The organism is Variovorax xiamenensis (genome assembly GCF_050916385.1).
Taxonomy (GTDB): Bacteria; Pseudomonadota; Gammaproteobacteria; order Burkholderiales; family Burkholderiaceae_C; genus Variovorax.
In genome coordinates, this window is record NZ_CP139038.1 from 2,300,910 (window position 1) to 2,327,570 (window position 26,661).

The 26,661-nt window shown below is 69.8% G+C and carries 15 protein-coding genes; 2 read left to right on the top strand and 13 right to left on the bottom strand.

Going from position 1 to position 26,661, the window contains the following annotated elements; translation table 11 throughout:
* Positions 1-205: 205 nt before the first annotated feature.
* The 10 genes from SFB74_RS10145 to SFB74_RS10190 form a co-directional block, all read right to left on the bottom strand.
* Positions 206-2,860, bottom strand: a complete 2,655-nt coding sequence (locus SFB74_RS10145) for an EAL domain-containing protein (RefSeq protein WP_432731911.1) — start codon at positions 2,858-2,860, stop codon at positions 206-208.
* A 470-nt stretch (positions 2,861-3,330) separates the two neighbouring features.
* Positions 3,331-4,350, bottom strand: a complete 1,020-nt coding sequence (locus SFB74_RS10150; protein WP_432731912.1) for a TRAP transporter substrate-binding protein — start codon at positions 4,348-4,350, stop codon at positions 3,331-3,333.
* A 316-nt stretch (positions 4,351-4,666) separates the two neighbouring features.
* Positions 4,667-5,746, bottom strand: coding sequence for an ACR3 family arsenite efflux transporter (gene arsB, locus SFB74_RS10155; RefSeq protein WP_432730682.1), 1,080 nt, complete (start codon positions 5,744-5,746; stop codon positions 4,667-4,669).
* Positions 5,747-5,750: 4 nt separating this feature from the next.
* Positions 5,751-6,260 (bottom strand): arsenate reductase ArsC, encoded by a 510-nt coding sequence (locus SFB74_RS10160; protein ID WP_432730683.1) that lies wholly within the window; start codon positions 6,258-6,260, stop codon positions 5,751-5,753.
* A 10-nt stretch (positions 6,261-6,270) separates the two neighbouring features.
* Positions 6,271-6,705, bottom strand: a complete 435-nt coding sequence (locus tag SFB74_RS10165) for an ArsI/CadI family heavy metal resistance metalloenzyme (protein ID WP_432730684.1) — start codon at positions 6,703-6,705, stop codon at positions 6,271-6,273.
* Entirely contained in the window at positions 6,702-7,043 is a 342-nt protein-coding gene (locus tag SFB74_RS10170) for an ArsR/SmtB family transcription factor (protein WP_432730685.1), read from the bottom strand. The genes SFB74_RS10165 and SFB74_RS10170 overlap by 4 nt, the downstream gene beginning before the upstream one ends.
* A gap of 118 nt (positions 7,044-7,161) precedes the next feature.
* Entirely contained in the window at positions 7,162-7,410 is a 249-nt protein-coding gene (locus SFB74_RS10175; RefSeq protein ID WP_432730686.1) for a hypothetical protein, read from the bottom strand.
* A gap of 36 nt (positions 7,411-7,446) precedes the next feature.
* Positions 7,447-7,752 (bottom strand): hypothetical protein, encoded by a 306-nt coding sequence (locus SFB74_RS10180; protein WP_432730687.1) that lies wholly within the window; start codon positions 7,750-7,752, stop codon positions 7,447-7,449.
* A gap of 10 nt (positions 7,753-7,762) precedes the next feature.
* Positions 7,763-12,004, bottom strand: a complete 4,242-nt coding sequence (locus SFB74_RS10185) for an OmpA family protein (protein ID WP_432730688.1) — start codon at positions 12,002-12,004, stop codon at positions 7,763-7,765.
* Between the two features lie 65 nt (positions 12,005-12,069).
* Entirely contained in the window at positions 12,070-20,145 is an 8,076-nt protein-coding gene (locus SFB74_RS10190) for an SdrD B-like domain-containing protein (RefSeq protein ID WP_432730689.1), read from the bottom strand.
* Between the two features lie 232 nt (positions 20,146-20,377).
* Between SFB74_RS10190 and SFB74_RS10195 the strand changes: the two genes are divergently transcribed.
* A complete protein-coding gene (locus tag SFB74_RS10195) occupies positions 20,378-21,214 on the top strand; it encodes a helix-turn-helix domain-containing protein (RefSeq protein ID WP_432730690.1) in 837 nt (278 codons plus the stop codon).
* Positions 21,215-21,293: 79 nt separating this feature from the next.
* Complete coding sequence (locus tag SFB74_RS10200; RefSeq protein WP_432730691.1) at positions 21,294-23,543, top strand: sensor histidine kinase; 2,250 nt, start codon at positions 21,294-21,296, stop codon at positions 23,541-23,543.
* A gap of 28 nt (positions 23,544-23,571) precedes the next feature.
* Here the strand turns inward: SFB74_RS10200 and SFB74_RS10205 are convergent, their stop codons facing one another.
* The 3 genes from SFB74_RS10205 to phnA all read right to left on the bottom strand — a co-directional run bounded on the left by SFB74_RS10205 (position 23,572) and on the right by phnA (position 26,598).
* Positions 23,572-23,793 carry a hypothetical protein gene (locus SFB74_RS10205; RefSeq protein ID WP_432730692.1) on the bottom strand — a complete coding sequence of 74 codons (222 nt, stop codon included), beginning with the start codon at positions 23,791-23,793 and terminating at the stop codon, positions 23,572-23,574.
* A gap of 111 nt (positions 23,794-23,904) precedes the next feature.
* On the bottom strand, positions 23,905-25,353 hold the full coding sequence (phnY, locus tag SFB74_RS10210; RefSeq protein WP_432730693.1) for a phosphonoacetaldehyde dehydrogenase: 1,449 nt from the start codon (positions 25,351-25,353) through the stop codon (positions 23,905-23,907).
* Between the two features lie 18 nt (positions 25,354-25,371).
* Positions 25,372-26,598 (bottom strand): phosphonoacetate hydrolase, encoded by a 1,227-nt coding sequence (phnA, locus tag SFB74_RS10215; RefSeq protein ID WP_432730694.1) that lies wholly within the window; start codon positions 26,596-26,598, stop codon positions 25,372-25,374.
* Between the last annotated feature and the right edge of the window lie 63 nt (positions 26,599-26,661).

Consider the following 26,661-nt stretch of genomic DNA (forward strand, 5'->3'; position numbering starts at 1 on the left):
CTTGGCCGGGGACGCTGCAGTATGGCGGCGGCGCGCGGGCGGCCAGCTTAGCAAAAGCACTCGATTTCCCCGTGGCACGCAGGGTAAGCAGGTGAAACGGAGAGAGAGGAGACAAAGGAGGGGCGGCATTGCCCGCCGGCCGGCGCACGAGGGTGAACGGAGCCGTGACCCCGGAATGCATCCATTCGCCACGCCAGGCGTCTGCCTATTGCGGCAGGAATGCGGGATTCGACGCGGGGAGCTCCCCATCAAGCTCGCGTTCATAGATTTCCAGCGGCTGCGGTACGCCGAACAGGTAGCCCTGGCAAAGGCAACACCCGTGGCGCACCAGGAAGTCGCGTTGCGCAGGTGTCTCCACGCCCTCGGCCACGATCTCCAGTTCGAGGCTGCGCGCCATGCCGATGATGGCCTGGATGATCGACTCCACCTTCGGGTCGAGCCCGATGCGGTGCACGAAGAACTTGTCGACCTTCACCTGGCTCAACGGCAACTGGGTCATGTAGGACAGCGACGAGTAGCCGGTGCCGAAGTCGTCCATGGAAAACCGGATGCCCAGCGCGGCGAGCGCTTCCATCTTCCCGATCGCGTCGGCCACCTTCTCGTGCAGCAGGCTCTCGGTGAGTTCCAGCTTGAGCTTGTGCGGATCGGCGCCGGTGCGCGCCAGCACCTGGCTCACCTGGTCGACGAAATCTCCCTCGCGGAACTGCCGGGCACTCACGTTGACCGACAGCTGGAGGTGTTGCCTGTGCGGGTCATCGCGCCATGCCGTGAGTTGCCTGCAGGCTGTCTCCAGCACCCACAGGCCCAGCGGAATGATGAGCCCGGTGTCTTCCGCCACGTCGATGAACTGGCCCGGCAGCAGCAGCCCGCGCACCGGGTGGCGCCAGCGCACCAGCACTTCAGCGCCCACCACCCGGTTCTCGCTGGTGACCTGGCTCTGGTAGTGCAGCACGAACTGCTGCGCCGCGATGGCGGCATGCAGTTCGTTTTCCAGCGCGGCGCGGGCGGTGATGCGGGTCTGCATGTCCGCCTCGAAGAAGCGCAGCGCGTTGCCGCCGTCCGCCTTGGCGCGGTACATGGCGATGTCGGCCTGCTTGAGCACCTCCTCGATAGAGGCCGCATGGGCATCGAACAGGGATGCCCCGATGCTGCACGTGCCGTGATGGTGCTGCGCGCCGAGCCGGTAGGGCTGGTTCAGGTGCGCGAGGATGGCAGCGCCCACGGCCTGGGTCTGCGAAGTGGCCACCGCGACCTGGTCGCTCAGGTTCTCCAGGACCACCACGAACTCGTCGCCGCCCAGGCGCGCCACGATATCCCCGGCGCGCAGGCGGCTCCTGAGCCTCTGCGCCACCTGCTTGAGCAGCAGGTCGCCGACATCGTGGCCGAGCGCGTCGTTCAGCGTCTTGAAGTTGTCCAGATCGAGAAAGAGCAGCGCGCACAGCCCCGGGTGCCGCGCGGCGTCGCCCGTGGCCTGGTGGAGCCGGTCGAGCAGCTGCCGCCGGTTGGGCAGGCCGGTGAGCGTGTCGTAGAAGGCAAGGTGTTCGATCTCGCGTGCCGCGTGCTTGCTCTGCGTGATGTCGCGCAGGATCACGATGAAGCGCGCGCAAGGCGCCTCGGCCTTGCCGGTGGGGTCGTCGACCGGTTCATTGACCGTCTCATCGACGGCCTCGCCGGTCGCCTCGCCGATCGCATCATCAAGCGACTTGCGCGATGCCGAGATCTCGAACCAGGTGCGCTCGCCGTTGTCGCGCCGCTCGAACTGGCGCCCGGCCGAATAGCCCTTGGCGTGGGCTTCGCGCAGCGCCGCCATCACGTGCGAGGCGGCCGCGGCCGGCAGCAGCTCCTGCAGGGTGCGCCCCACCGGGTTCTCGAGGCCGGCGGCGGGGAAGGGCAGGCGCGGCGCGTGGTGGCCGTGGCAGCGACCCTCCAGGTCCACCTCGAGCAGCAGGTCGGGCAGGGCGTCGAGGGTGGCCTGCAGCTGCGCCTTGCTCTCGATGATGGCAGCCGTGTGGCGACGCTTCTCGGTGATGTCGTGGTAGACGCAGACCATGCCGCCGTCCGGTGTCCGGCTGCGCGTGGCGCGGATCACCTGGCCGTTCTTCAGCAGTGCCTCCTGCTCGGAGTGCGGCTGCTCCATCTGCGGCGCATTCAATGCCGACCAGCCGGCGGGCCCCCGGCCATGCACCACGTGCTGCGCGGTTTCGTCCATGATGCGCCGGAAGGGCAGCTGCGGCGCGATCATCGATGCGGTCCATGGAAACATCGCGACGAAGCTGCGGTTCCAGGTGAGCACGCGGTGCTCGGCGTCCAGCAGGATGAAGCCGTCGACCATGGATTCCAGTGCCTGGTCCAGCGTGGCCTTCGACCGCACGAGCTCCATGCGGGAGCGCCATTGCCGGCGCAGCTGGACATGCGTGAAGCGCGCCACCGCCATGATCATCAGCGCGATGACCGCGCCGGTCCACGCGATCAGGTCCCGCTCGCGGCGCCAGTCCCGCAGCGCTGCGCTCAGCGGCATGCTCGCCACTATCAGCAGGTTGCGGTGCAGCGTGGGACGGGCCACCACGATGGCCGGTTCGCCGCTCAGGCGCGCGGCCATGCGCTGCGGCTTGCCGTCGCTGGTCTGCTCGTGCAGGGGCGGTTCGAGTTGCCTGCCGGCGAGGTCGTCTCGCGGCGGCAGGCTAGCCAGGAGCGGGCCGGCGTCGCGCTCCAGCGTGATCTCCAGGTCGCGCAGGCCGGCGCCCTGCGTCATGATCGTCGCGAGCAGCGACAGCTGCACCTCCGCCACGGACAGCATGCGCGAGCCGTCCGCGAGCCTCACGGCGCGGGCGAGGTACAGCACCTTCTGCGAGGTCACCATGCTGATGGCCGGTACGCTGATCGCCAGTGTCGACACGGGCTTGGCCAGCACGCTGTCCACGAAGCCCGCGGGCAGGGCGAGCGGCAGATGATCGCCACGCCGGTCCGAGGAGGCCACCACCGCGCCGCGCCCATCGACGAAGGCGACGTGGCGCACGAGCAGGTTCTGCCGCACGAGGTTCTCGAGCAGCTGGTGCGGGCCGGGGCTGCTCGCGTCGTCGCCGGCGCTGGCGGCCTTCGAACCGCGCAGAATTTCGTTGGCGCCCGCGAGCAGCATGTCGACGCTCAGCAGCGCGCGATTGAGTGCCGCTTCGGAACCGGTCACGAAGCGAACCGTCTGGTTCTCGTGATCGGTGATGGCCTTCTGCCTGGCTTCCCAGACGATGACGGAGGCCACCGTCCCGACGGTAGCGAGGAAGGCCAGCGCCACGCCATAGATGATGGCGGTGATACGGCGCGGAAATCGGGGCGTCACTGTGCTGCTGTCCGGGCCTGGACGCCTACCACCGGTGCGACCGTCTGGTTCCACACCGTGGCGCATACCGGGCCGCAGCGCTGCACCCACCCGGGCAGTACGCGGCTCGCGAAGATGTCGCGGCGGCGGGCCTCGTCCTGCGGCGAGGGCCGCACGGCCACCATGCGACCCTTGGTGGGCCTGCCGCAGCCCGCGGCGCCCGTGTTGCAGGCGATGCCTTCCTCGGTTTCCCGCTCCGACTGGGCCCACACCGCGGTTTCCAGCCGCGGCAGTTCCTTGCGCAGCAGCGCCTGCAGGTCAGGCGGCAGCGCGTCGAAGCTCTCGCGGTTGGCGGCGAAGACCGCCACGCCCCAGTTCAACGGCATGGCATAGAGCACGCTGGTGACCTGATGCAGGCCCAGCGTGTGGCCGGACATGGTGCCGGTGATGACGCAGTCGGTGTTGCCCGATTTCATGTTCGCCATGATCTGCGAGAACTCGGTGTACACCGGCGTACCGCCGAGCGCGGTGATGAAGTCGGCCTGCGTCGAGCTGGACACGCGCGTGCGCCGGCCCGCGAGGTCGCCGAGCTGCTGCATCGGCTTGCTGCAGAACACTACCTGTGCCGGATAGATGTAGACCGCCAGCACCTCCACGCCATAGCGTTCGCGCAATGCCCGCGACAGGTAGGGGCGGAATGCACCGACCACCCGGCGCAGCGTGGCGACGTCGGGGTTCAGCCCGGCCATGTCGGGCGCGCCGAGTTCCGGCAACTGGGTGGAGATCTGGCTCATCAGCGCCGTGCCGAACGGCACGACGCCCAGCTGCATCAGGTTCAGCATTTCCTGGCCGGGCACACCGGCGCGGTCGAAGGGCACGATGCTGGCGGTGTAGCGTCCACCGGACAGCGCCGCGAGGTCGCGCGTCCAGAACTGCTCTTCCTGTCCCGTGTACTGCGTGACCCCGGCCAGTCCTCCGACGATGCGCAGGCGCTGCACAGGCGCCGTCTGCGCATGGCACAGCGATGCGACGAACATCAGAAGCGCGACGAGGTAGGCCAAGGTGACGTCGAATGAGCGAGAGGGGCGGCTCCCGAGTGCGGGAAGATGAGGCGGCGAGCTTCATCATGGCACGGGAACGCTGGGCAGCGACATGCCGGGGCGTCACGTGTTGCGCGGCGGGGACGCTTGCATTCGAATGACGGCAGGCAGATGCGATCGCACTCGACCGCGCGGAGGTTTCACGCTTTCCTCCATTGGCAGCGAGGGGTGACCGCGACTTTTCCCTTCGAGAAACGCCAGATGCTCTGGGTGCCACACGCGGCACACCCCCCAATCTGCACCGCCCGGACGCTCAGCGCGAGAGCCCCGTTTCGTACCAGCCCCGCGAGCGGTTCACGATGGCCACCACTGCCAGCATCACCGGCACCTCGATCAGCACGCCCACGACCGTGGCCAGCGCCGCGCCCGACTGGAAGCCGAACAGGCTGATGGCCGTGGCGACGGCGAGCTCGAAGAAGTTGCTCGCGCCGATGAGCGCCGATGGCCCGGCGACGCAGTGCGCAACGCCGAGCCTGCGGTTCAGCAGGTAGGCGAGCCCCGAGTTCAGCACGACCTGGCACAGGATAGGCACGGCCAGCAGCGCGATCACCAGCGGCTGCGCGATGATCGCCTCGCCCTGGAACGCGAAGAGAAGCACCAGCGTCAGCAGCAGTGCGCCGATGGACCAGCGGCCGAGCCTGGCACCCACGGCCTGCAGGTGCGCCTGGCTCTTCTTCAGAAGATGCCGGCGCAGCACCTGGGCGACGACGACCGGAACCACGATGTACAGGCCCACCGAGATCAGCAGCGTGGCCCACGGCACCGTGATGGACGACAGCCCCAGCAGCAGCGCCACCAGCGGCGCGAAGCCCACGACCATCAGCGCGTCGTTGAGCGCCACCTGCGACAGCGTGAAATACGGGTCGCCGCGGCAGAGCTGGCTCCACACGAAGACCATCGCGGTGCAGGGCGCCGCAGCGAGCAGGATGAGGCCGGCCACGTAGCTGTCGAGCTGGTCCGCCGGCAGCAGCGGCGCGAACGCGTGGCGGACGAAGAGCCAGCCCAGCAGCGCCATCGAGAACGGCTTGACGAGCCAGTTGACCACCAGCGTCACGCCGATGCCGCGCCAGTGCGTCTTGACCTGCCCCAGTGCCCCGAAGTCGATCTTCAGGAGCATCGGCACGATCATCACCCAGATGAGCAGGCCCACAGGCAGGTTGACCCTGGCGACTTCGAGGCGCGCCACGGCCTGGAACACGGTCGGGAACCATTGGCCCAGGGCCACGCCCGCGACGATGCACAGCGCCACCCACACGGTGAGATAGCGCTCGAAGCCGCCGATCGACGGCGGCGCGGCTGTTTCATCCGCGCGAAGCGGCGCGATGGACGACATCTCCTCAGGACCTTGCCAGCTCGCGGGCGGTTGCCTGCAGCACCATCCTGTCGAGGCTAGCCGCCGGCAGGTTCACCAGCAGGTCGAGGCGGTGGCGGATGGCGTGCAGGGTCTGGCGGAAGGCTTCGCGCTTGTGCTCGTCGTCGCCGGTCGCCTCGGAGGGATCGGCGTAGCCCCAGTGGGCCGTCGCCGGCTGGCCGGGCCAGTAGGGGCAGGCCTCGCCCGCGGCGTTGTCGCACACGGTGACGACGAGGTCCATGCGGGGCGCATCCGGTTGGCCGAACTCGTCCCAGCTCTTGCTGCGCAGGCCCGAGGTGGCGATCCCCGCCTTCTGCAGCGCCTCGATGGCCATCGGGTTGGGCTGCTGGTTCGCGCGCGGGCTGCTGCCGGCCGAATAGGCCTTGAAGCGCCCGGCACCGATGTCGTTCAGCACCGCTTCGGCGAGGATGCTGCGCGCCGAGTTGTGCGTGCAGAGGAAGAGCACGTTGAGCGGGGTTGCGTTGGTGTCGTTCATGAGAAGAGGCTCAGCAGCAGGTGGTGGCCTTGCCGGGAGTGACGCAGCATGCGGATGCTTGCTCGAGAGGCTTGCCGTGAACGGGCACTGAGTCGAGCGTGCGGTAGTGCTCCCAGGCGATGCCCTGCGGGTCGGTCACCCAGTGCTTGTCGCTGCGGGCGTAGCAGCAACTGGTTTCGCCCTCGTCGAGCAGCGACCGGTCGGCCAGTTCGGCGCGCGAGCGCAGCTCCTGCAGTTCGCCTTCGTCCTCGGCCTGGATGCCGAGATGGTCGATGCCCTGGCCGCTGCCGAATGTCGAGATGGCGAAGTTCACGCGCGGGTCTTCGAGCATCCACTTTGCGTAGTCCCGCTCGACGCGCGTGGGCTGGGCGGCGAACAGGCGGGAATAGAACGCAATGCTCCGGTCCAGGTCGTCGACATGCAGGTGAACGTGGAATCGCTTCATGAGGTTGCTCCGTGGGGGTTGCAGGACTTGGCTTTGCCATCGACGCCGCAGTCGGCGCCGGCGCAGCAGTTCTCGGTGAGGAAGCCCAGCAGCGCATTCATCTGCTCGAAGGCGGCGCGGTAGACCAGGTTGCGGCCGCTGCGCTCCTGCGTGATGAGGCCGGAGTTCGTCAGCTCCTTCAGGTGGAACGACAGGCTGGTGGCCGGCACGCCCATCGCCTCGACCAGCGCCCCGGGCGTCAGGCCCTCGGGGCCGGCGACGACGAGGGCGCGAAAGACGCGAAGGCGCAGGGGCTGGGCCAGCGCCGCGAGGGATTGAATGACTTTTGATTCTTCCATGATTCGAGAATATTTGAATTATTGAATCGATGCAACCCCGGCGTGGATCTTCAATGCCATGTCTTTCGCACGTCTTCCGTAATTCGAGGAAGACAGGAAGACACGGCGCGGCCGGGACCTATTCCGGCTGCTTCAGTTCTTCCCGCAGCAAGGCCTTCGGCGAAGGCCGTGCCAGCATGCCGTGCCTCAGGCTCCACACGCACGCGCCCAGCCGGAGCAGCCTCTCCACGTTGGCGTCGTGCAGGGGGCTGTGCCTGTCTTCCAGCTCTATCAGCTCGCTGATGCAGTCGAGCGCGTCGGCGGGCGTGAAGCCGACGCCTTCGCGGGCCATGCCGATCACCGTCACGAGAACGTCGGTCTTCTTCATTTCATCCTGTTCCCGGTGGGCGGGCCGGTGCGCGCGTCAGCGCACGCCGGCGACCATGCGCACCTCGCTGCACAGGCGCGGGCCGTAGTCCTCGCAGCGTGTCGCGAAGCCGTAGGCGGCCGCCCGGCGCAGCGCGAAGGTGGTCACGTCGCGCAGGTAGGTGCTGCCCGGCTCGCGGCCGGCGGCGGCGCGGGCCTCGAAGTCGGCCTGGAAGTCGCGGGCCCATTCCTCGCAGAGCCTGTAGCGATCTCCATGAGGGTCGATGAAGCCCGCGCGCGCCAGCGTCTGCGCGATGTCGACCAGCGGGACCGTGATGGGAATCTCGTCTTTGCGTGCGCGCATTGCCGGCCCCTCAGAACTTGCCCAGCACGTTCAGGAACCACCCCTTGCTGCGGTAGCTCATGTCGGTGAGGTTGTCGGAGTAGTCGGTGAAGTTGTAGCCGATGCCCACCTTCAGGTTCTCGTTGACGTGGTAGTACGCGGCCGTGACCCAGCCGCTCTTGCGGTCCTTGAGTTCCTTGGCGCGCAGCGTGCGCCATTCGAGCATCCAGTCCCAGTTGCGCACCAGCTTCCAGTCGACGCGCAGCACCGCGAGCTCGGCCGAGCTCTTGAACCATGGCGACGAGTTGTCGCGGCTCGCGCGCAACTCGCCGCGGCGCCAGGCGTACTTGCCGCCCAGCGTCCAGCGCTCGTTCAGGTCCCAGGTGGCGTCGATGGCGAAGACGTGGCTGCGCTGCTGGTAGTCGATGCCAGTGGTCGAGACGGTGCCCAGCGTGGAATCGACACCGCCCGACACCACCTGGCCCGGCGACGAGAGGTCGTACAGGTAGGTGTACTTGAAGAGCAGGTTGAGCTTGTCGTTCAGCGCCGGGCGCAGCGCGTAGCCGAGCATGGCCTCGGTGTACTTGGCGGCGGCCAGCGTGCCGGTGGTGCTGTCGCTGTCGGCCCAGTTGAACTTGCCGATCCAGCGCGAGTCGTCGTCCACCTTCCAGCTGAAGGAGTTCTTCACGAGCCAGCTGGTACGGGTCTCGGCCGTGGTGCGGTCCTTGCGGTATTCGAGGCCGCCGCTGTACTTCAGGCGTTCGCTCGAATAGCCGCTGGTGAAGGCCACCGCCTGGCGGCGCGTGGCGCCCAGGGTCTCGGCGCCGACCCAGCCGTTCTCGAAGTTCACGCCGAAGGTCCAGCGCGTGTCGGGCGCGTACTGCACGCCATAGGCGTGCGTGAGGCCCGGCTGCGTGCCGGTGGCCTGGCGGTGCTCGGTGAACATGGTGAGGCCGTCGCCCACGCGCGAGCGCACGCCGGTCACCAGGCTGCCGCCGCGGCCGATGAGGTTCTCGTCGGTGCGGCCGGTGTCCGACACGTAGGTCATGTAGACGCTGGAGCGGTCGTCGTACTGGTAGTCGACGCCGGCCTTGCCCGCGAAGCCGCCGTCGCCGGTGGAGAGTTCGCCGCGCAGCGCGAGCTTGTCGTTGACGCGGTAGCGCCCACCGAAGCCCAGCCGGTCGTTCTCCAGCCGCGTGCCGGTGCGCCGCAGTGTCTTCTGCGCGAAGCCGTAGGCGCTCCAGCGGTCCGCTCCGGTGTATTCGAGCTGCACGGCCGCGTCGGCGCGCTCGCCCGACACCGCCTGCGTGGTCGGCAGCGATGGGCTGGTGATGAGCGAGTCGCCCGTCTTGTCGTCGTAGCGCAGGCCGAGGCCCAGCTTCCATTCCGGCGACAGGGCCAGCGAGTACTGCGCGTCGAGCACGCTGCTGTTGTAGCCATTCTGCTCATCGCGGCGGTCGGCCTTCAGGCGCAGCTCGCCGTTCTCGCCCTTCTCGCCGAAGGGCACGGAGGCCTGCACGCCGACCTGCCGCGTGGCGTTGCTCGCGTACTGGCCCGGCGCGGAGAAGCCGGCGTCGCGCGACTGCGCATAGGCGCTCACGCGGCCGCCGCCGCGGATGTCGAAGTCGCCCAGGTCGGCCTGGCCTTCGAGGCGCCAGGCGTTGGCGCTGCCGGTGGGGCCGTTGCCCAGGCCGTTGGTCAGCGAACCGTTGCGCCCGGTGAAGCTGAAGCCACCGTCCATCGAGTCGAGCTGGCTGGTGCCCGGGCCCCGGCTGCGCGCGAACTCGCCCTTGAGGTAGGTGTTCTCGGTCTTGCGCAGCGTGATGTCGGCGCCGGCCAGGCGCTGGTCGCCGCCGATCTGGTCCTGGCGCGAGGCGGTCACGCCCACGCCCACGTGGTCGTTGGCCCACCACGAGACGCGGCCGCCCACGGCCAGCGTGTCGAGCGAGGTGGCCAGCGGCGTGTATTCGTAGTCCACCACCAGGTAGGTCGGCATGCCGGTGAAGCCGCCCGCGCGCACCAGCGAGCCGTCGTCCGACAGGCTGGGCAGCGGCGCGGACAGCAGCACGCGGCCCTGCAGGTAGTCGATCTCGTAGTCGGTGGTGGGCACGAGCTGCGTGCGCTTGAGCACCAGGCCCGAGTCGCGGTCGCGGATCTCCAGCGTCACGCGCTCGGCGCCGCGCGTGATGTCCTGGTTGCGCAGGTAGTAGAGCGAGCCGCCGGTGCCGCGGAACTCTTCGCGCGCGGCCAGCGTGCCGGGCTCGGCCGCGAAGGCGTCGATCTTCAGGCGCGCCTCGCCGAAGGAGGTCGACTCCTCGCCGAGGTAGCGGCCGTGGAAGCCGTAGAGGCCGCGGCTCACGCGGGTGAGTTCGGTGTCGCCGAAGTTGAGCTTGAAGTTGCCCCACATCGCCTGCGAGCGGCCGTCGTCCACGCGCAGGTAGAAGCGGCCCTGCGTGGGCGCGTCCTCGATGGTGGTGGAGTCGTCGCCGAAGGTGCTCCACGAGTCCTCGGGGTCGAAGCGGCGGAAGAGGGAGGTCGGGTCCTTGCGATCGAGGTTGCGGAACAGCTCCTTCAGCGGGCGCTCCTCGGTGTCGACGCTGGCCGTGAGCGTCCAGCGGTCGTTGAGCTGGCCCTTGGCGTAGCCGGCGATGCGGCCTTCGCTCCAGCCGCCACCGCCGTAGCGGTTCTTGTCGTTGGTCATGATCGCGGCCGGGCCGCTCACGCTGTTGCTGCCCACGGTGAGGTCGGCCTGGCCCACGAAGAACCAGTCGCTGGTGGGCAGGTCGAAGTCGCGCCGGTAGACGCGCGTGGCGCCCTGCGCGTCGGTGACGGCGATCTCGCCGGTCTGCACGCGGCGCGGCACCAGCTGCTGGAACACGAAGCGCCCGCTCTCGTCCACCGGCACTGCGAAGCCCAGCGCACGCACGCTCTCGCCAGGGCGGATGGCCGCGCCGCTGGCGGTGACGGTGCCCGCGCTCAGCGGAATGTTGGCGATGGCGATGTTGTTCTGGCCGTAGCCGCGCAGCAGCTCGCGCGCCGGGTCGGGCGGCGTGCCGGCCTCGGGCTTGTGGCGCCTGGCCATCGTGAGCGAGAGGTCGTCGGTCTCGTCGAAGCGGCCTTGGCGGTCGTACACGCGCACGCGGTAGTAGAGCTTGCCGGTCGCGCTTTCGGGCATGCGATCGAGCAGGCCCTCGGGCACCTGCCATTCGCCGCGCAGGCCGGCGTCCAGCGGCACGGTGGCCAGCAGGCGGCGTTGCATCGCCTCGTTGGCGGTGTACACGCGCAGCTCGGCCTTCGAGGTGAAGAGCAGGTAGTTGCTGTAGCCCGCGAAGCGCACCGTGTCGCCGGCCACCGCGGTGGTGGGCCAGGCGCTGGCGCTCAGGCGGCGCGGCTGCGAGAGGTTGTCGTACTGCAGGCGCAGCTGGTTGCGCTCGAGCTGCACGTCGACGCAGCGCTGGCGGTCGGCACTTGTGGTGCCATCGGCCGCAGGCTGCTTGCCGTCGGTCGACAGCAGCTGGCCATCCACGCTCAGGCGCAGCGGTGCGTCGTCGGTGCCGAAGGCTGTGAAGGTGCGGCAGACGCCGGGGTCGACTGATGCTGAAGCCGGTGCGGCTGCAACGGGCGCATCGCGCCAGTACACGCGCACTTCGACGCGGCGGTTGGCGGCCCAGTTGGCAGGGTCGGTGGCTGGTGTCGCAACGGGCGCATCGGGGCCGCGCGAGCTCGCGGATGCGGCCGTCTCCGGCAGCCCGAGCCGCTGCGTGAGATAGCGCGCGGCCTGCTGCGCGCGCGCCAGTCCCAGCGCGTGGTTGTCGGCGAAGCGTTCGCGCGACTTCGCGCTCAGCGCCTGCGTGTCGGTGTGGCCGACGATCTCGAAGCGCAGTCCGTCGCGGCCCTTCACCTGCTCGGCGATGCGGTCGAGCTGCACACGGTCGGCGGGGGAGAGCGCGTCGGCGCCGGAGTCGAAATGCGGCGTGCTGGCGTCGCTGCGTTCGACGGGCATGGCGACTGGCGATGCCGCCGCGGCCTTCGGCACTTCGCGCTCGTCGCCGAGCACGAAGGTGGCCTTGGGCAGCTCGCGTTCGCTGCTGCGCGGCAGGTGGCGCGTGGCGTCGATGTCGACTGCGCGCGGGTCGGCCGCGGCGCGGTCGAGCATGCGGCCGCGCACGGCGGTTTCCTGCGCGGCGGCCAGGCCCATGCTCAGGCAGGCGGCGGTCACGGCGCCGGCAAGGGCCATGCGCCTGGGCAGCGTCTTCTTGTTCTTTCTTCTCATGTGGGCTCGCTCGATCGGGTTCGATGTCTGGGGGCGGGGCATGGCAGCGGTGTCTTTTCCTCGCGTCATGGCTTCACCTCCCCGGAAGAGGCGGCGGCAGGCACCAGCTCGATCTCGACGTCCAGGTTGAAGAGCGGCGGCTCGTTGCGCGAGGCGCGCTGCTCGCCGAGCTGCTTCCAGCGCGAGAGCACCGCGGCCTTCACCGCGTCGGTGCGGTCGCGGCCCAGCGATGCAGGCTCGCCCGGCGCGGCCTTGTAGGCCAGCCGCAGCACCGAGGTCTTCTCGGCCAGCACGGTCACCGTGCGTTCGAGTTCGCCCGCGAAGGCGGCGCGCAGCGTGGCGGCGCCGTCGTCGAAGGCCGCGCCCTGCAGCGCGAGGCGCACCACGCGGTGCACGGTGGCGCCGAAGTTGATCTTCAGCACCTTGCCGCGCGTGGCGCGCTCGGCCGCCGGGTTCTCGCTGGTGGTGCGATAGCCCGAGGGCAGGGTGCGCTCGTCGAGCTTGAGCACCAGGTTGCTGCCGGTGCCTTCCTTCGGAATGGCGGCGCAGGCGATGTGGTAGCGACCCTCGGCGTCGGTGGTGGCCAGCACGCCGTTGACGGTGGCGATGCGCACGTTGGCCAGGCCCGGTTCGCCGTCGTCCTGGTAGCCGTTGGCGTTCCTGTCGTCGTAGACCTTGCCGATCACGTCGGTGCAGTCGAAGAGGGCGTCGGGCACCACGCGCACGCTGGCGGTGGCCAGGTTCGACAGCGTCCTGCCGCCAACGCCCTGCGTTGCCACGACCTGGTTGACGAATTCGCCTTCGCCCACGCCGACGCCCACGCCCGCGACCATCAGGTATTCCTTGGTCTCGTTGGGCGCGAAGTTCTGGCCGGGCACCACGACCTGGCGGCCGCTGATCTGCGGGATCACCGGCAGCGCCACGCCGCCGGGCAGCGTGCGCACGCTGAGCGAGCCCTGGATGTAGCGGAAGCCCGGCGGCAGGGTGTCGACCACGGCCACGCCCGGCACGGCCGTGCCGCGCGTGTTGCGCGCCGTGATGCGGTAGGGCAGTAGTTCGCTCTTCTTCACGGTGAGCTTCGAGGTGGTCTTGCGCAGCTCGATGAGCGTGGCGTTCGACGGGTCGAGCGGAATGTTGTTGGCCACCACGTGCTGGCCGCCGCCGCCCGGCATGTTGAACACCATGTAGTAGCCCGCGCCCGGCACCAGTGCCGCGCCGGGGCTCACCACGCAGGGGTTGGTCTGCGCGGGTGCCGGTCCGTTGGCGGGCGCCGCGCACGACTGCGTGCCCAGCGCGCCGGCCGCCGCCGGATACATCGTCGATGGCAGGTAGGCGCCCGGCGGGGTGACGACCAGGCGGTATTCGCCGGCCGGCGCGCCCGGCAGCACGAAGAAGTCGTAGTAGCCGCTCGGGCCGGTGGTGTAGCTGTCGCGCCCGTCGAGCAGGTGCTGCGCGGGGTCGAAGCCGGCCGGGCCGACCAGCTTCACCACGGCGCCGGGCACGGGCGTGCCGCTCACGCTGTCGTAGACCACGCCGCCCGGGTCGTAGGGCAGGTCCTGCTTCTGCACGTTGGCGCCCGCGTTCACGCGCACCTTGATGCTGAAGCGCGGATCGCTAGCCGCGGGCGTCGGGTAGGGGCCGTTCGCGCCGTTCTGCGCGGTGTCGGTCGGCCACACGCCGCCCACGACGCGGCCGTCGGGCGAGCGGAAGCGCACGCGGTATTCGCCGGGCACCAGGTCGCCGAAGCGGTAGCTGCCGTCGGCGTTGGTGGTCACGGTGTAGAGCACGGTGGCCGCGTTCTCGGCGCAGGCGTTGCCGCCGTCGGCGCAGCGCAGCAGCTCCACCGTCCAGCCTTCGCCCTGGCCTTCGCCCGATTCGCGGCTGCGGTTGTGGTTCTGGTCGAACCACACGGTGCCGGTGAGCGACGCGGGCTGGTTGCTGTGCTCGGTGAAGTCGTAGCCGGTGCCGTGGGCTTCCAGGCCGGTGAAGTTCACGCGGATCTGGTTCGGGCCCTGCGCGGTGCCGCCCAGCGTGCCGGGGACGGCGATGCCTTCGTCGTAGCCGGTGGGCTGTGTTTCGGTGACGGTGTAGCCGCCGCTGCCGGGCAGGGGCAGGCCGGGCAGCTCGTAGCGGCCGTTGGCGTCGGTGACGGCAGTGCGCGTCACCGGCTGGCCGGCGGCGTCGGTGCCGGTGAGCGTGATGGTCACGCCGGCGATCGGCAAGTCCTGCGGCTCGCGCTTGCCGTTGCGGTTGGCGTCGTTGTAGACGGTGCCCGCCAGCGACGCGCCGCGTTCGCCGAAGTTGTAGTTGTCGCCGTTGCCGCCGCGGTAGGCGATGGCGCTGATGACGTCGTTGCCCAGCGTGCCGGTGACCGCGCCCTCGACCGTGCCCACGGCGTCGAGGCCGTCGGCGTACGTCACGGGCTGCGTCTCGCGGATCGTGTAGCCCGCAGCGTCGGCCGGCAGCAGGCCTGTGAAGACGTAGCGGCCGTTCGCGTCGGTGACCACCGTGGCGTTCACCGCGAGGCCGCTGGCGGAGCGGCCGGTGAGCGTGAGCGTCACGCCCGGAATGCCGGCCTCGGTGGGCTGGCGGATGCCGTCGTTGTTGGTGTCGACGTACACCCAGCCCGCGATCTGGCCGCCGCGCTCGCCGAAGTTGTAGTCGATGCCCGCGTCTTCCGACACCAGTGCGAGGCCGCCGAAGCGGTCGTTGGTGCCGCCGGGGTTGGCGGTGCCGCGCGGCGCGCCACCCACGGTGCCGAGCGACTCGGGGCCGTCGGCCACGCCGGCGGGTTGCGTCTCGTCGATCTGGTAGGTGCCGGGCGTGAGCGCGTCCACCAGGTAGCGGCCGTCGGCGGCGGTCTGCACCGTGCGGTCGACCGCGTTGCCCTGGAAGTCGGTGCCGGTCACGCGGATGGTGGTGCCTGCGATGCCGGGCTCGCCGCTGTCGCGGGTGCCGTTGGAAGGCGCCACGTCGGCGTACACGTAGCCCGAGAGGCTGGCGGGCTTCACGGCCGAGAAGTTGTTGCCGGTGGAGCCCGCGCCCGCCGCGCCGAGCACGATGTTCTGGATGACGTTGGCGTTCGAGCCGTTGGGGCCGTTGGTCACGCCGCTGCCGCTGGTGGGAACCGCGCCCGGGGTGCTGCCCGCGCCGCTGACGTTGCCGGCGCGCGTGATGCCGGGCAGGTAGCCCGCGGGCCGCGCCTCGGTCACGGTGTAGCTGCCCGGCGCGAGGTTCGGGAAGCTGTAGTCGCCATTGGCGTCGGTGACGGCTGTGCGCGACACCGGCTGGCCGTTGACGTCCGTGCCGGTGAGCGTGATGGTCACGCCCGCCAGGCCCGGCTCGGTGGCCGGCGCGCCCTGCGCGCCATTGCCGTCGCGGTCGTAGTACACGCGGCCCGAGATGCCGCCGGGCAGCAACTCGCCGAACCAGTACTCGCCCTGCGTCGCCGGCACGCTGGTGCCCGAGACGGTCACGCCGGTGATGACGTTGCCCCCGCCTTGCGGCGTGCCGGGCTGGCCGTTGTTGTTGGCCTTGCCGGGCGCGTAGTTGGCCGGCTGCGTCTCGGTGATGGTGTAGCCGCCCGCGCCCGAGGGAGGCACGTTGCGGAACTCGTAGGCGCCGGGCGTGCCGGTGGCCACCGCGAGGATGTTCACCGCGTTGCCCGCGGCGTCGGTGCCCGTCAGGCGCAGCTCGACGTTCGGGATGCCGGTGTCGCCGGCCTGCGGGATGCCGTCGTTGTTGCCGTCGACGAACACGCGCGTCGTGATGCGGGTGAGCTGCTCGCCGAAGTTGTAGCCCGTGCCGTTCACGTTGGAAGCCAGCGTGATGGCGCTCACCACGTCGTTGCCCACCGTGCCGCCTGCGGAGCCGGCCGCGTCGGCGCCGTCGACGAAGCCGGCCGGCTGCGTCTCGGTCAGCGTGTAGCTGCCGGGCGTGAGGTTGTTGAAGGTGTAGTTGCCGGTGCCCGCCGCCGTGGTGGTGGTCAGCGACACCGGGTTGCCGTACATGTCCGTGCCGGTGAGGGTGACGCTCACGCCGGCGATGCCGGGGTCGCCCGCGCTGGCGGTGCCGCTGTAGTCGGCGTCCTGGTAGACGCGTCCGGCCAGGCTGGACGCACGCACCTCGCCGAAGTTGTTGGCGCTGGAAGCGCCGCCCGTGCCGAGCACGATGTTGTCGATGCGGTTGGCGTTGGAGCCGTTCGGTCCGTTGCCGGTGCCCGGCGGTACGGTGCCGGCTGCGCTGCCCGCGCCGCTGACGGTGCCCGCGCGGGTGATGCCGGGCAGGTACGCGGCAGGCTGGTCTTCCACCACGCTGTAGGTGCCGGCGGGCACGGTGAAGCTCCAGTTGCCGGCGGCGTCGGTGGTGGTCGTGAGGGTGATGGCGTTGCCCGAGCTGTCGGTGCCGCTCAGGCGGATGGTCACGCCGGCGATGGCGGGCTCGCCGCTGTCGATCAGGCCGTTGCCGTTCAGGTCTTCGTACACGCGGCCCGAGAGCGCGCTGTTCTGCACCGTGACGCTGCCGTCGTTGAAGTTGTTGCCGCCGTTCGGGTCGGTGCCGCCGTTGGTGTCGCCCGAGCCGGTGGTGACGATGTGCGCGCGGTTGGTCAGCACGGTGCCGTTGGCCGGCGCCGCGCCGCTGAAGCGCACCGGAATGCGCACGGTGGCCGTGCCGTTGGCCGGCATCGAGGTGATCGCGCAGCTCACGGCGGTGCTGCCGGCCGTGCCGGTGCAGGTGGGCGCCGCGGGCGTGAAGCTGCCGCCCGTCACGGTGAACACCGGCGGGCCGGCCAGCACCAGCGATGCGGGCAGGGTGTCGGTGAAGCTGGTGGTCTCGGCGCTGTCGGGGCCGTTGTTGCGCAGCTGCACGAGCCAATCGAAGGGCACGGCCGAGGACGCGGTGGTCACCGGCGTGGTGGTGCCGGCCATGACGGCGGTCTTGGAGACCACCTGCACGTCGGCCTTGAAGCGGAAGGTGGTGTTCTCGGCCACCGCGTTGTTGCCCTGGACGGTGTCGAAGGCGTTGCGCGCGGCGTCGAAGAAATCGACCCTGGCGTTGTTCTGGAAGGTGCCGCGCGAGACGCCGCGCAGCACCACGCGGAATTGCAGCGCGTTGGGCTCGCCCGTGGATGTGGCGCCGGTGCCTCCCAGTGTGGGAATGGTGAACACGATCTGCCCGCCGGCCGAGCCGATGGCGGCGCCGTTGGCCAGCGCGAAGGTGGTGCCGCCCGGGGCGGTCACCGACACCAGCGTGGGCGGCAGCTCGCCGCCGGGGCCCGGCAGCGGCAGCGTGTCGACCAGGCGCACGTCTTCCGCCGTCGAGGCGCTGTTGTTCGACACCGTGATGGTGTAGCCCACGTCGTCGCCCACGTTCACCGGGTCGACGTCGTCGCGCTTGGTGACGACGAGGTCGTACGCCGGCGCGGTCACCGTGGCGGGCACGGCGGCGCTGTTGTTGGTCGTGCTGAGCTCGGGCGTGGCCGTGGAGACCTGCGCGTTATTGGTCACCGTGGAGCCGTTGAGCACGTACAGCGGCCGCGCGCGCACCGTGACGGTCTGCTGCACGTTGCGGTCGAGCGAGGTCCAGGCGCACTCGAGCTGGTTGTTGGTTCCGCCGGTGCCCGTGGGCTGGGTGGTGCTCGGCACCGTCGAGCAACTGCCGCCGCCGGATGCAGTTGCCGAGATGAACATCAGGTTGGCCGGCAGCGTGTCGACCACGTGCACGTCGTAGGCGCGGCTGAGGCTGCCCTGGGCGAGGCTCAGGTTGCGCGCGGTGAGCGTGTAGGTGAGCAGCTGGCCCACCGGCACCGAGGCGGGGCTGGCCGACTTGGTGACCGTCACGTCGGTGCGCGCGAGCAGGTACGCGGTGGCGCTGCCGTCGTTGTTGCCCAGGTTCGGATCGGCCGGCGTGGTCGCCAGCGCGTTGGCCGTGTTGTTGATCTGGAAGCCGTGATCGGTGGCCGAGGCGCCGTCGCCGTAGTGCTTGGCGACGACCCGGATGACGGGGCACAGCGGCAGCGCGCTGGCGGGGTCGGTGCTCGCGCGGCAGACCGGCAGGGTCGACAGCGTGCAGTTCGACAGCGACGCTTGTCCGAAGCCGCTGCCATTGGCCGGCAGCGCGCAGGCGCCGGCGAAGGTGCCGCCGTTGGCCGTCTGCGAGACGCTGCCCGCGCCGATCACCTGCGCGAAGGCGTCGGTGACGACCACGTTCTGTGCTTCGGAGGGGCCGGCGTTGACCACCTCGAGTTCCCAGGTGACGTTCTGGCCCGCGACCTGGCGGTTGCCCGCGCTGTCGCCGATGCCCACCACGCGCTTGAGCACCTTCACGTCGGCCGCGGTGGCGGTGTCGTTCACGCCGGTGCCAAGGCTCACGCAGTCGTTGCCGGTGTTGGCGTCGGGGTCGGCGCCGAGCGTTGGCGCGGCCGCTGGCAGCGCCACGTTCACGCACATGCTGTTGACGATCTGGCCGCCGCCCGAGGGCAGTGCCGGGATGGTGGCGTTCACGATGATGTAGCCGCCGTTGCGCGCGCTGTTGCCGGCGGACAGGTCGACGCTGATGTCGGAGGCGAGCGTGCGCGTGCAGGTCACGGTGGCCGGGCCGGGCACCGGCGTGGCGGGCGTCGGGACGACGGTGGCGCCGCCCTTGGTCACCGTGCAGGTGTAGCCGTCGCGCTGCGTGACGCTGTTGATCTGCACGCCGGCCGGCAGGTCGTCCACCAGCTGGATCGTGCTGCCCGCGAGCAGGCGCGTGCTGCCGAGGTTGGTGCTGCCGACCTGGTAGTCGAAGGCCTGGCCCAGCGGCACGTTGTTCTGCGGCCAGCCGCGGCGCTTGTCGGCGCGGAAGTCGGTGGCCGATACGGCCACGTCGGCCGGCACGCTGCCGGTGGCCGAGTTGGCGATGGGGCCGGTCGCGCTCACGGTGGCCTCGTTGACGACGCCGGTGCCGGCGGTCATGGCGATGACTGGCACCACGATGTCGCCGAGCGCCACGTTGGCGCCGTTGCTGCCGCCGATGTTGCTGCGCGTGCAGCTCACCGTCTGGCCGCTGACGGAGCAGTTCCAGCCGGCGGCGGCATTGATCGGCGTCTGGATCGCGAAATTGGCGGGGATGGTGTCGCTCAGCGTCACGCCGGTGGGCGGGCTGCCGCTGAAGCTCGGGCTCAGCCTGAAGTTGAAGCGCTGGCCCACCAGCAGCTGGCCGCCGTCATGGCTCTTCGCGAGCGCGAGCACGTAGCCCGCCGTCACGGTGGTGTTGGCGGTGATCGTGTTGTTGGTGGAAACGCCGTCGCCCACGCCGCCCACGGCCGCCACGGCCGGCTGGTGCGTGATGGTCGAGCCCGCGCCCGCGGTGACCACGCCGTTGATGCTGAAGGTGCGCGTGTTGCTGCCGGCGCTTGCCGGCGTGGCCGGCACGTTGCAGGTCAGCAGGCTGCCGCTGATCGAGCAGCCCGAGGGCAGGCCGCTGCCGGAGACCGACAGGCCGGTGGGAATCGGGTAGGTCAGCGTCGAGCCCGTGCTGGTGTCGGGGCCGTTGTTGGTGACCGTGAAGACGATCGGCACCGTCGAGCCGCTCGGCGCGTTGACCGGCGCGCTGATGGTCACCGCCATGTCCGCGCCCTGGTTCACAGTGATCGTCTTGGTCTCGCTGGAGCCGCCGTCGCTGGGCGTGGCGGTCACGCTCAGCGTGCCCTGCGCGACCGTGCGCAGCAGCACTTCGAAGTTGCGCAGCTGGTTCGCCGCCAGCGTGATGCCGGAGCAGGTCAGCGTGCCGGGGCCGGCGGAGCCTACCGACACGGTGGCCGAGCAGGTGCCCACGGGAACCGCGCCGGTGCCCATGTAGATGCTGTTCCCTGGGATCGTGTACGTGAAGGACGCACCCGGCGCGCCGATCGGCAGGCTGTCGGTCTCGGCGATGGTGACGGTGCTCGTCACCGTGCCGCCGGCGGGAAGGATGTCCGGCGAATGCACGAGGCTCGACACCTGCGGCACCGCATGCGCGGCCGTGGCGAAGAGCAGCCCGGCAACGGGCGCGGCAAGGCGCGTCAGGCAACGGCGCCAAAGGCCGTGGCGCAGGCGCGCGGCGTTGGAAGACACGTCGCGCCGCGCCTGCGCGTGCGACAGATTCGATGGGGTCCTGAACATCCCGTCCCTCGTGATGGCTCTGGTGGCCGGGCACCGTTTCTTGTCGCGCCGTGAAGGCGGCGGGTGCTCCGGAAAGGGCGGGATTCTTCGGTGGGCCCCCGAAGGGAGCCTTTGCGAATCAGGACGAAAGCTTTGCTAATGATGACATTTGTTTACCAATGCAACATAATGTGAACTGAATGTGAACTAATTCACGCTGCTTTTAGGCGACGCACTCCTACGCTCGACGCCCATGTCCTACTGGTCGACCACGCCGCCCCGGCGCGCGCACATCCTCGTCATCGACGACAACATCGAAGAGTTGCAGTTGCTGCTCGGCGTGTTGCGCGAGGCGGGGCACCGCATCAGCCTGGCGTTCGATGCGCTGGAGGGCTATCGCCGGGCGACCGCGCTGCAGCCCGACCTGGTGCTGCTCGACGTTCGCATGGGCGCCACCGACGGTTTCGCGACCTGCCGGCTGCTGAAGGCCGACCGCGTTACGGCGCGCATCCCGGTGATCTTCGTGACCTCGTCGAGCTCGGTGGAAGAGCGCCTCACGGGCCTGCGCGAAGGCGCGGTCGACTACATCCTCAAGCCCTTCGAGCCGGCGGAAGTGCTGGCGCGCGTGGCCGTGCATCTCGCTCTCGCGAGTTGCCGCGATCAGGCGAAGGCCTGCATCGAGGAGGCCGAGAGCGCGTTGGAGCATGCCAGGGGTGAGCCAACCACCGACCACGCCGACCGCGTGCTCGCGCAGGCGGTCGAACGGCTGGTGCGTTCCGACCTCGCGAACGTGCCGGCGCTGCCCGCGCTGGCGGCGAGCGTGGGCACGCACGAGAAGCGCCTGTCGCGCGTGTTCAAGGAGCAGACCGGCCGCACGGTGTTCGAGTTCGCGCGCGAGGCTCGGCTCGCGGAGGCGCAGCGGCTGCTCGCGAACTCGGCGCTCAGCGTGGAAGAAGTGGCCCTGGCCGTCGGCTTCTCGGGCGCGGCCAATTTCTCGACCGCATTCCGCGAACGCTTCGGCACCACGCCCACCGCCTTTCGCCAGGCAGGGGCAGCGCCGGTCGCGCCTCCGTCGGTGCCTTCGGCCTGACGCGGCACCGGCAAAGGCGGTGACCACCCCGGGCCTTCGCGGCGTTCGCTCGCTCCTGCTTTGCGCCGTCTTCTGGCTGATGGCGCTCCCCGCCGCCTGGGCGGACATGCTGCGCATCGACGACGAGACCCGCTGGCCGGTGCTGCTCGACACGCGCGCCGAACTGTTCGAAGACACCAGCGCGCGCATGTCGCTCGACGAGGTCGACGCGCTGCCAGGCGAAAGCCCGGACGGATTCCAGCCCGGCACTTCCGCGCGCATGCGGCCGGGTTTCTCGACCTCCGCCTTCTGGATGCGGCTGACGGTGGTCAACGGCAGCACCGCGATCCAGCCGCTGCGGCTGGTGCTCGACGCCACATGGCTGCAGCATGTCGACTTCCACGCGCGCCGCGAACTCGCCGGCTGGGCCACCTGGACGCACGAGCGCGCGGGCGTGTCGGTGCGTCCGGTCAAGTGGCGCGACCGTGACCGCGTGCCCACGCTCGATCTCGACCTGCGTCCCGGCGAGCAGGCGCGCGTGCTGGTGCGCGTGCGCACGGACAGCAGCGTCAAGCTCGTGCCGAAGCTGTATTCGGCCGACGCCTGGCGCACGTCGGAAAGCAGCCACGCGCTGCTCGACGGCCTGCTCATCGGCGGCCTGCTGGTGCTGTCGGTGTATTCGCTGTCGCTGTGGGTCATCTCGCGCAACCTGGCGATGGCGCTACAGAGCATGGGCTTCGCGCTGGTGGCGCTCTACGAGAGCACCTATCGCGGCCACGCGCGGCTCGCGCTGTGGCCCGACAGCATCGAATGGAGCTACCGCGCGGCCGGCGTCACCGCGGGCTGCTGCGTGCTGTCGCTGATGTTCTACCTGTACACGGTGTCGCGGCGCGGCCCGGTGCGCGTGCCCGGGCTGTCGTTGTTCGTGGTGCTCGCGGTGGCGCAATGCGTGGTGGTGCTGGGCACGCTCTTCGGACCCTACGCGCCCTTCGCGACGGCGGGCACGCTGAGCGCGCCGCTGGTGGTGCTGTCGCTGACCGTCAGCACCTTCATCTACATGCGCCGCGCCGGGCCGGGCGGGCGGCTGGCCTTTCCGGTGATGAGCATCATCACCGTCGGCGTGTGCCTGCGCCTCGTGGAACTGGCGATGCCCTCGCACATGCTTCCCGGCTTCGACGCCTATGCGCTGGGCTTCCCGGGCATGCTGGTCGGCCTCGTGGCCCTGGCTGTGTGGGCGCATCACCTGTCGCGGCAGCGGCACTCCGCGCAGCGCACGCTGGCGCACTGGCAGGCGGAAGAACAGCAGCGCCTGCGCGAGGAGGTGGAGCGCAAGACCCATGCGCTGAACGCGGCGCTGGAGCAGGCAGAGCAGCAGTCGCGCGAGCAGACGCAACTGCTGGCCTACATCAGCCACGACCTGCGCGCGCCGCTGTCGACCATCATCGGCAACGTGCGCCGGCTCAACGAAGACGGCTCGGCGCCGCCCGATCGGCTGCAGGCCATCGAGCGCAGCGCGGCCTACCAGCTCACCCTCATCGACGACCTGCTCGACTACGCGAGAAGCGAGTTGCTGCCCTTTTCCTTCGAGTCGAAACCCGTGCACCTGCGCGCACTGATCGACGACATCGCGCAGTACGCCGACACGCTCGCGCAGCGCCAGCACAACCGCTTCGAGCTCGACGTGCTGGGCGCGCTGCCCGCTGCCGTGTACCTCGACAGCAAGCGCTTCCAGCAGCTGCTCTTAAACCTGCTGTCGAACTCCGCGAAGTTCACGCGCGACGGCACGATGGGCCTGCGCGTGCAGGCGCGGCCGCGCGAGGATTCGTGGCGGCTCGAGTTCGACGTGTGGGACAGCGGCGTCGGCATCGAGAAGGAAGAGCAGGCGCGCATCATGCGGGCCTTCGAGCAGGGAGCGCCCAGCTCGAACGGACACGGGCTCGGCCTGACGATCGCGCGGCGCATCGTGCAGCACATGGGCGGCAGGCTGCAGCTCGAAAGCCGTCGCAACCTGGGCACGCGCGTGCGCTTCTCGGTGATCGTGAAGGAGGCACCCAAGGAACTGGTGCCCGTCGTCGCGAAGCCGCTGCCCATGCCCGTGCCCGCATCGGCCCGCAGCGCCGGCAGGCGCTTGCCGGTGCCCGCGATCGCGCCGCTGCCCGCGGCGGTGCGCGACGAACTGGAGACGCTCGCGCGCGACGGCCGCTGGAGCGACCTGCACGATTGGGCCGACCGCCTCGCGGCCGACGCGCGCCATTCGGCGCTGGTCGAGGCAGTGCGGCACGCGCTGGACCTGCTCGACTTCGAGCACATCCGCCTGCTGGCGCGCGCGACGCCGAACGCGAGCCAGTGAACGAGCTTCGATCCGAAGGCGGCCGCTGCTATTGCGGCGAGGCCGGTGCCTGCGTTTCCTTCGGAGGTGTCTGCGCCTGCTGCTGGGCCTGCTGCGCATCGGGCGCGGCAGCCGGCTCGCCCGTGTCGTGATGCTTTATCGCGATGCCCTTGACGAGGTGGCGGGGCAGGTGGTGCGTCTTCCGCAACTGGGCCAGCGCCTCGCTGCGCGCCGGCTCGCATACCGGTAGAAACATGTGCAAAACGCTCATGGTGTCGTCCCGTGGAGTAACCGGCGGACATTGTGAGCGCATGAAGTCCGCAACGGGGGAATCGCCCTCCCGGCGCAGATGGCTTCGCCGGAGGGCGGCTTCACCTGAAGATCACCATGGCAGCGAGTAGGTCTTGGTGTTGGTGAAGCTCTTCATCGCCTCCAGCACGCCTTCCTTGTAGCCCAGCCCCGAGTCCTTGATGCCGCCGAAGGGCGTGAGTTCCAGCCGGTAGCCCGGCACCTCGCGCACGTTCACGCTGCCCACGTTCAGCTCGCGGATGAATCGCGTGATGTAGTCCATGCGGTTCGTGCACACCGCGGACGAGAGACCGTAGGCCGTGCCGTTGGAGATGCGGATCGCCTCCTCGATGCTCGAGAAGCGGATCACCGGCGAGACCGGCCCGAAGGTCTCGTGCTTCGCGACGGTCATCCCCGGTTCGACGTGGTCCAGCACTGTGGGCGAGTACAGCGCGCCGCGGCGCACGTTGCCGCACATCAGCTTCGCGCCGCCGGCAATGGCCTCGCCGACCACCGACTCGAACTGCCTCGCCGCGGCCTCGTCGATCACCGTGCCCATGTCCGTGTGCGGGTCCATCGGGTCGCCGTACTTCAGCGCCTCGGTCTTGCGCACCAGCAGCTCGACGAAGCGGTCGGCCACCGCCTCGTGCACCAGCATGCGCTTGATGGCCGTGCAGCGCTGGCCCGAGTTCTTGTAGGAGCCGCTGGCGGCCAGCGTCGCGGCTTCCTCGACGTCGGCGTCTTCCATCACGATGATCGGATCATTGCCGCCCAGCTCCAGGATCTGCCGCTTGTAGACCGCCTTGCCCGCGATGTACTTGCCGATGGCCACGCCGCCGGTGAAGGTGACGAGGTCGACGTCGGCGCTGGTGAGCATCTCGTCGGCAATCTCTCGCGGGTCTCCGGTGATCACCGAAAGCATCTGCGGCGGCAGCCCCGCCTCGTACAGGATGTCTGCGAGGATGAAGGCCGAAAGCGGCGTCTTCTCGCTGGGCTTGAGCACCATGCGGTTGTTGGTTGCGATGGAAGGCGCCACCTTGTGGATCACCTGGTTCAGCGGATGGTTGAACGGCGTGATCGCCGTGATCGCGCCCTGCAGCGGCTCGCGCAGCGTGTAGACCTTGCGGCTCTTGCCGTGGTGCGTGAGGTCGCAGGAGAACACCTGGCCGTCGTCCACCAGCGCCTGGTTGGCGGCGAACAGCAGCACGTCGGAGGCGCGGCCCACCTCGTACAGCGAATCCTTGCGGCACAGGCCCGACTCCAGCGTGATGGTGCGCGAAATCTCGTCCAGGCGCGAGGCGATGAGCTCGCCCGCGCGCATCAGGATGCGGTAGCGCTCGTAGCGCGTGAGCGTGGGCCTGTAGTCGCAGGCGATGCGGTAGGCGCGCCGCACGTCCGCCAGCGTGGCCTTCGGCACGGTGGCGATCACTTCGCCGGTGTAGGGATAGGTCACCTCGATGACCTCGTCGCGGTAGACGCGTTCGCCGGCGATGCGCAGGGCTTCGTAGTGGACTTCGGTGGTCTTTTGCAATGGCTGGTTCATGGCGGGCCTTCCGGGCGGTTACTGGGCGTGGTTCAGCGCGAGGTCGAGCGCATCGAAGTTGCGCAGCCGGCGCCCGGCCGCGATGCCTGAGACCGGGCGGTTGCAGATCAGCGGCACGCGCTGCTCCGAGACGCCTCCGTGCGAGCGCAGCGGCACCTCCAGCGCCGAGAGGTCGTGCCGGCTCGCAGACGTGCCGATGACCGTGCTGCGCTCGCTGACGACCACGATGTCGCCGATGCGATCGGGCGGCAGCTCGAAGCGCTGGGCCGCGTCCTTGCGCGAGAGCACGAGTTCCATGCCCGGCAGGCTCTGCAGCCGGTCGATCCAGCCCGGCACGCGGGCCTCGTCGGGCGCGTACACGGTGGCGAAGGAGCCGAGCGCGCCGTGGTGCACCACGTAGGGGTCGGTGATCGGGAGGATGACGCGCGCCTCGTCCTGGCCGTACCAGTCGTCGAGCACGTCCTGCAGGTAGACGACCTTCGGCGCGCCTTGCGCGTCGTGCTTGTCGTTCATGCCGTGGTCGGCGGTGAGGACGATGGTGGCGCCCAGTTCGTCGAGCCGTGCGAGGTAGCCGTCCATCATCGCGTAGAAGGCATTGGCGGCGGGACTGCCGGGTGCGGCCTTGTGCTGCACATAGTCGGTGGTCGAGAGATACATCAGGTCGGGGCGGCGCGACTCCATGAGCTTCACGCCGGCCGCGAACACGAACTCCGACAGCTCCGCGCTGTACACGGAGGGCACGGGCATGCCGACCATCGCGACCACGCCGTCGATGCCGTTCTCCTCCACGGTGGCCTGGTCGGCTTTCTCCGACGAGAAGCAGATGCCCTTCATGCGGTGGCCCAGCAGCTTGCGCAGCTTGTCCTTGGCGGTCACCACGGCGACCTTCGCTCCGGCATCGGAGAAGGCCGCGAGCACCGTGCCGGCGCGCAGGTACTTCGGGTCGTTCATCATCACTTCCTGGCCGAGCTCGCGGTCGAAGAAGTAGTTGCCGCAGATGCCGTGCACCGCGGGCGGCGCGCCGGTCACGATCGACAGGTTGTTCGGGTTGGTGAACGAGGGCACCACGCAGTCGGCCAGCAGGTCGGCGCCGGTCTTTCTCATGCGCTCGATGTACGGCGCCACGCCGGCGGCGATGGCTGCGTCGAGGTAGGCGGGCTCGCAGCCGTCGACGCACACGACCACGACGGGGCGGCTCATCCAGCGATAGCTGCGGGCGTTGACTTCCAGCGATTCGGGTTTCATGGCAGAGGGTTCCTTGATGGAGATGGATGGATCGATCGATCGGTTGGATGAAGGGAAGGGCGG

Excerpts from the sequence above, each read along its gene's own strand:
- SFB74_RS10145 (WP_432731911.1), bottom strand. The coding sequence starts at position 2,860 with ATGGTGACCTCGCAGAAGGTGCTGTACCTCGCCCGCGCCGTGAGGCTC.
- SFB74_RS10150 (WP_432731912.1), bottom strand. The coding sequence starts at position 4,350 with ATGTTCGTCGCATCGCTGTGCCATGCGCAGACGGCGCCTGTGCAGCGC.
- arsB (WP_432730682.1), bottom strand. The coding sequence starts at position 5,746 with ATGTCGTCCATCGCGCCGCTTCGCGCGGATGAAACAGCCGCGCCGCCG.
- SFB74_RS10160 (WP_432730683.1), bottom strand. The coding sequence starts at position 6,260 with ATGAACGACACCAACGCAACCCCGCTCAACGTGCTCTTCCTCTGCACG.
- SFB74_RS10165 (WP_432730684.1), bottom strand. The coding sequence starts at position 6,705 with ATGAAGCGATTCCACGTTCACCTGCATGTCGACGACCTGGACCGGAGC.
- SFB74_RS10170 (WP_432730685.1), bottom strand. The coding sequence starts at position 7,043 with ATGGAAGAATCAAAAGTCATTCAATCCCTCGCGGCGCTGGCCCAGCCC.
- SFB74_RS10175 (WP_432730686.1), bottom strand. The coding sequence starts at position 7,410 with ATGAAGAAGACCGACGTTCTCGTGACGGTGATCGGCATGGCCCGCGAA.
- SFB74_RS10180 (WP_432730687.1), bottom strand. The coding sequence starts at position 7,752 with ATGCGCGCACGCAAAGACGAGATTCCCATCACGGTCCCGCTGGTCGAC.
- SFB74_RS10185 (WP_432730688.1), bottom strand. The coding sequence starts at position 12,004 with ATGAGAAGAAAGAACAAGAAGACGCTGCCCAGGCGCATGGCCCTTGCC.
- SFB74_RS10190 (WP_432730689.1), bottom strand. The coding sequence starts at position 20,145 with ATGTTCAGGACCCCATCGAATCTGTCGCACGCGCAGGCGCGGCGCGAC.
- SFB74_RS10195 (WP_432730690.1), top strand. The coding sequence starts at position 20,378 with ATGTCCTACTGGTCGACCACGCCGCCCCGGCGCGCGCACATCCTCGTC.
- SFB74_RS10200 (WP_432730691.1), top strand. The coding sequence starts at position 21,294 with ATGGCGCTCCCCGCCGCCTGGGCGGACATGCTGCGCATCGACGACGAG.
- SFB74_RS10205 (WP_432730692.1), bottom strand. The coding sequence starts at position 23,793 with ATGAGCGTTTTGCACATGTTTCTACCGGTATGCGAGCCGGCGCGCAGC.
- phnY (WP_432730693.1), bottom strand. The coding sequence starts at position 25,353 with ATGAACCAGCCATTGCAAAAGACCACCGAAGTCCACTACGAAGCCCTG.
- phnA (WP_432730694.1), bottom strand. The coding sequence starts at position 26,598 with ATGAAACCCGAATCGCTGGAAGTCAACGCCCGCAGCTATCGCTGGATG.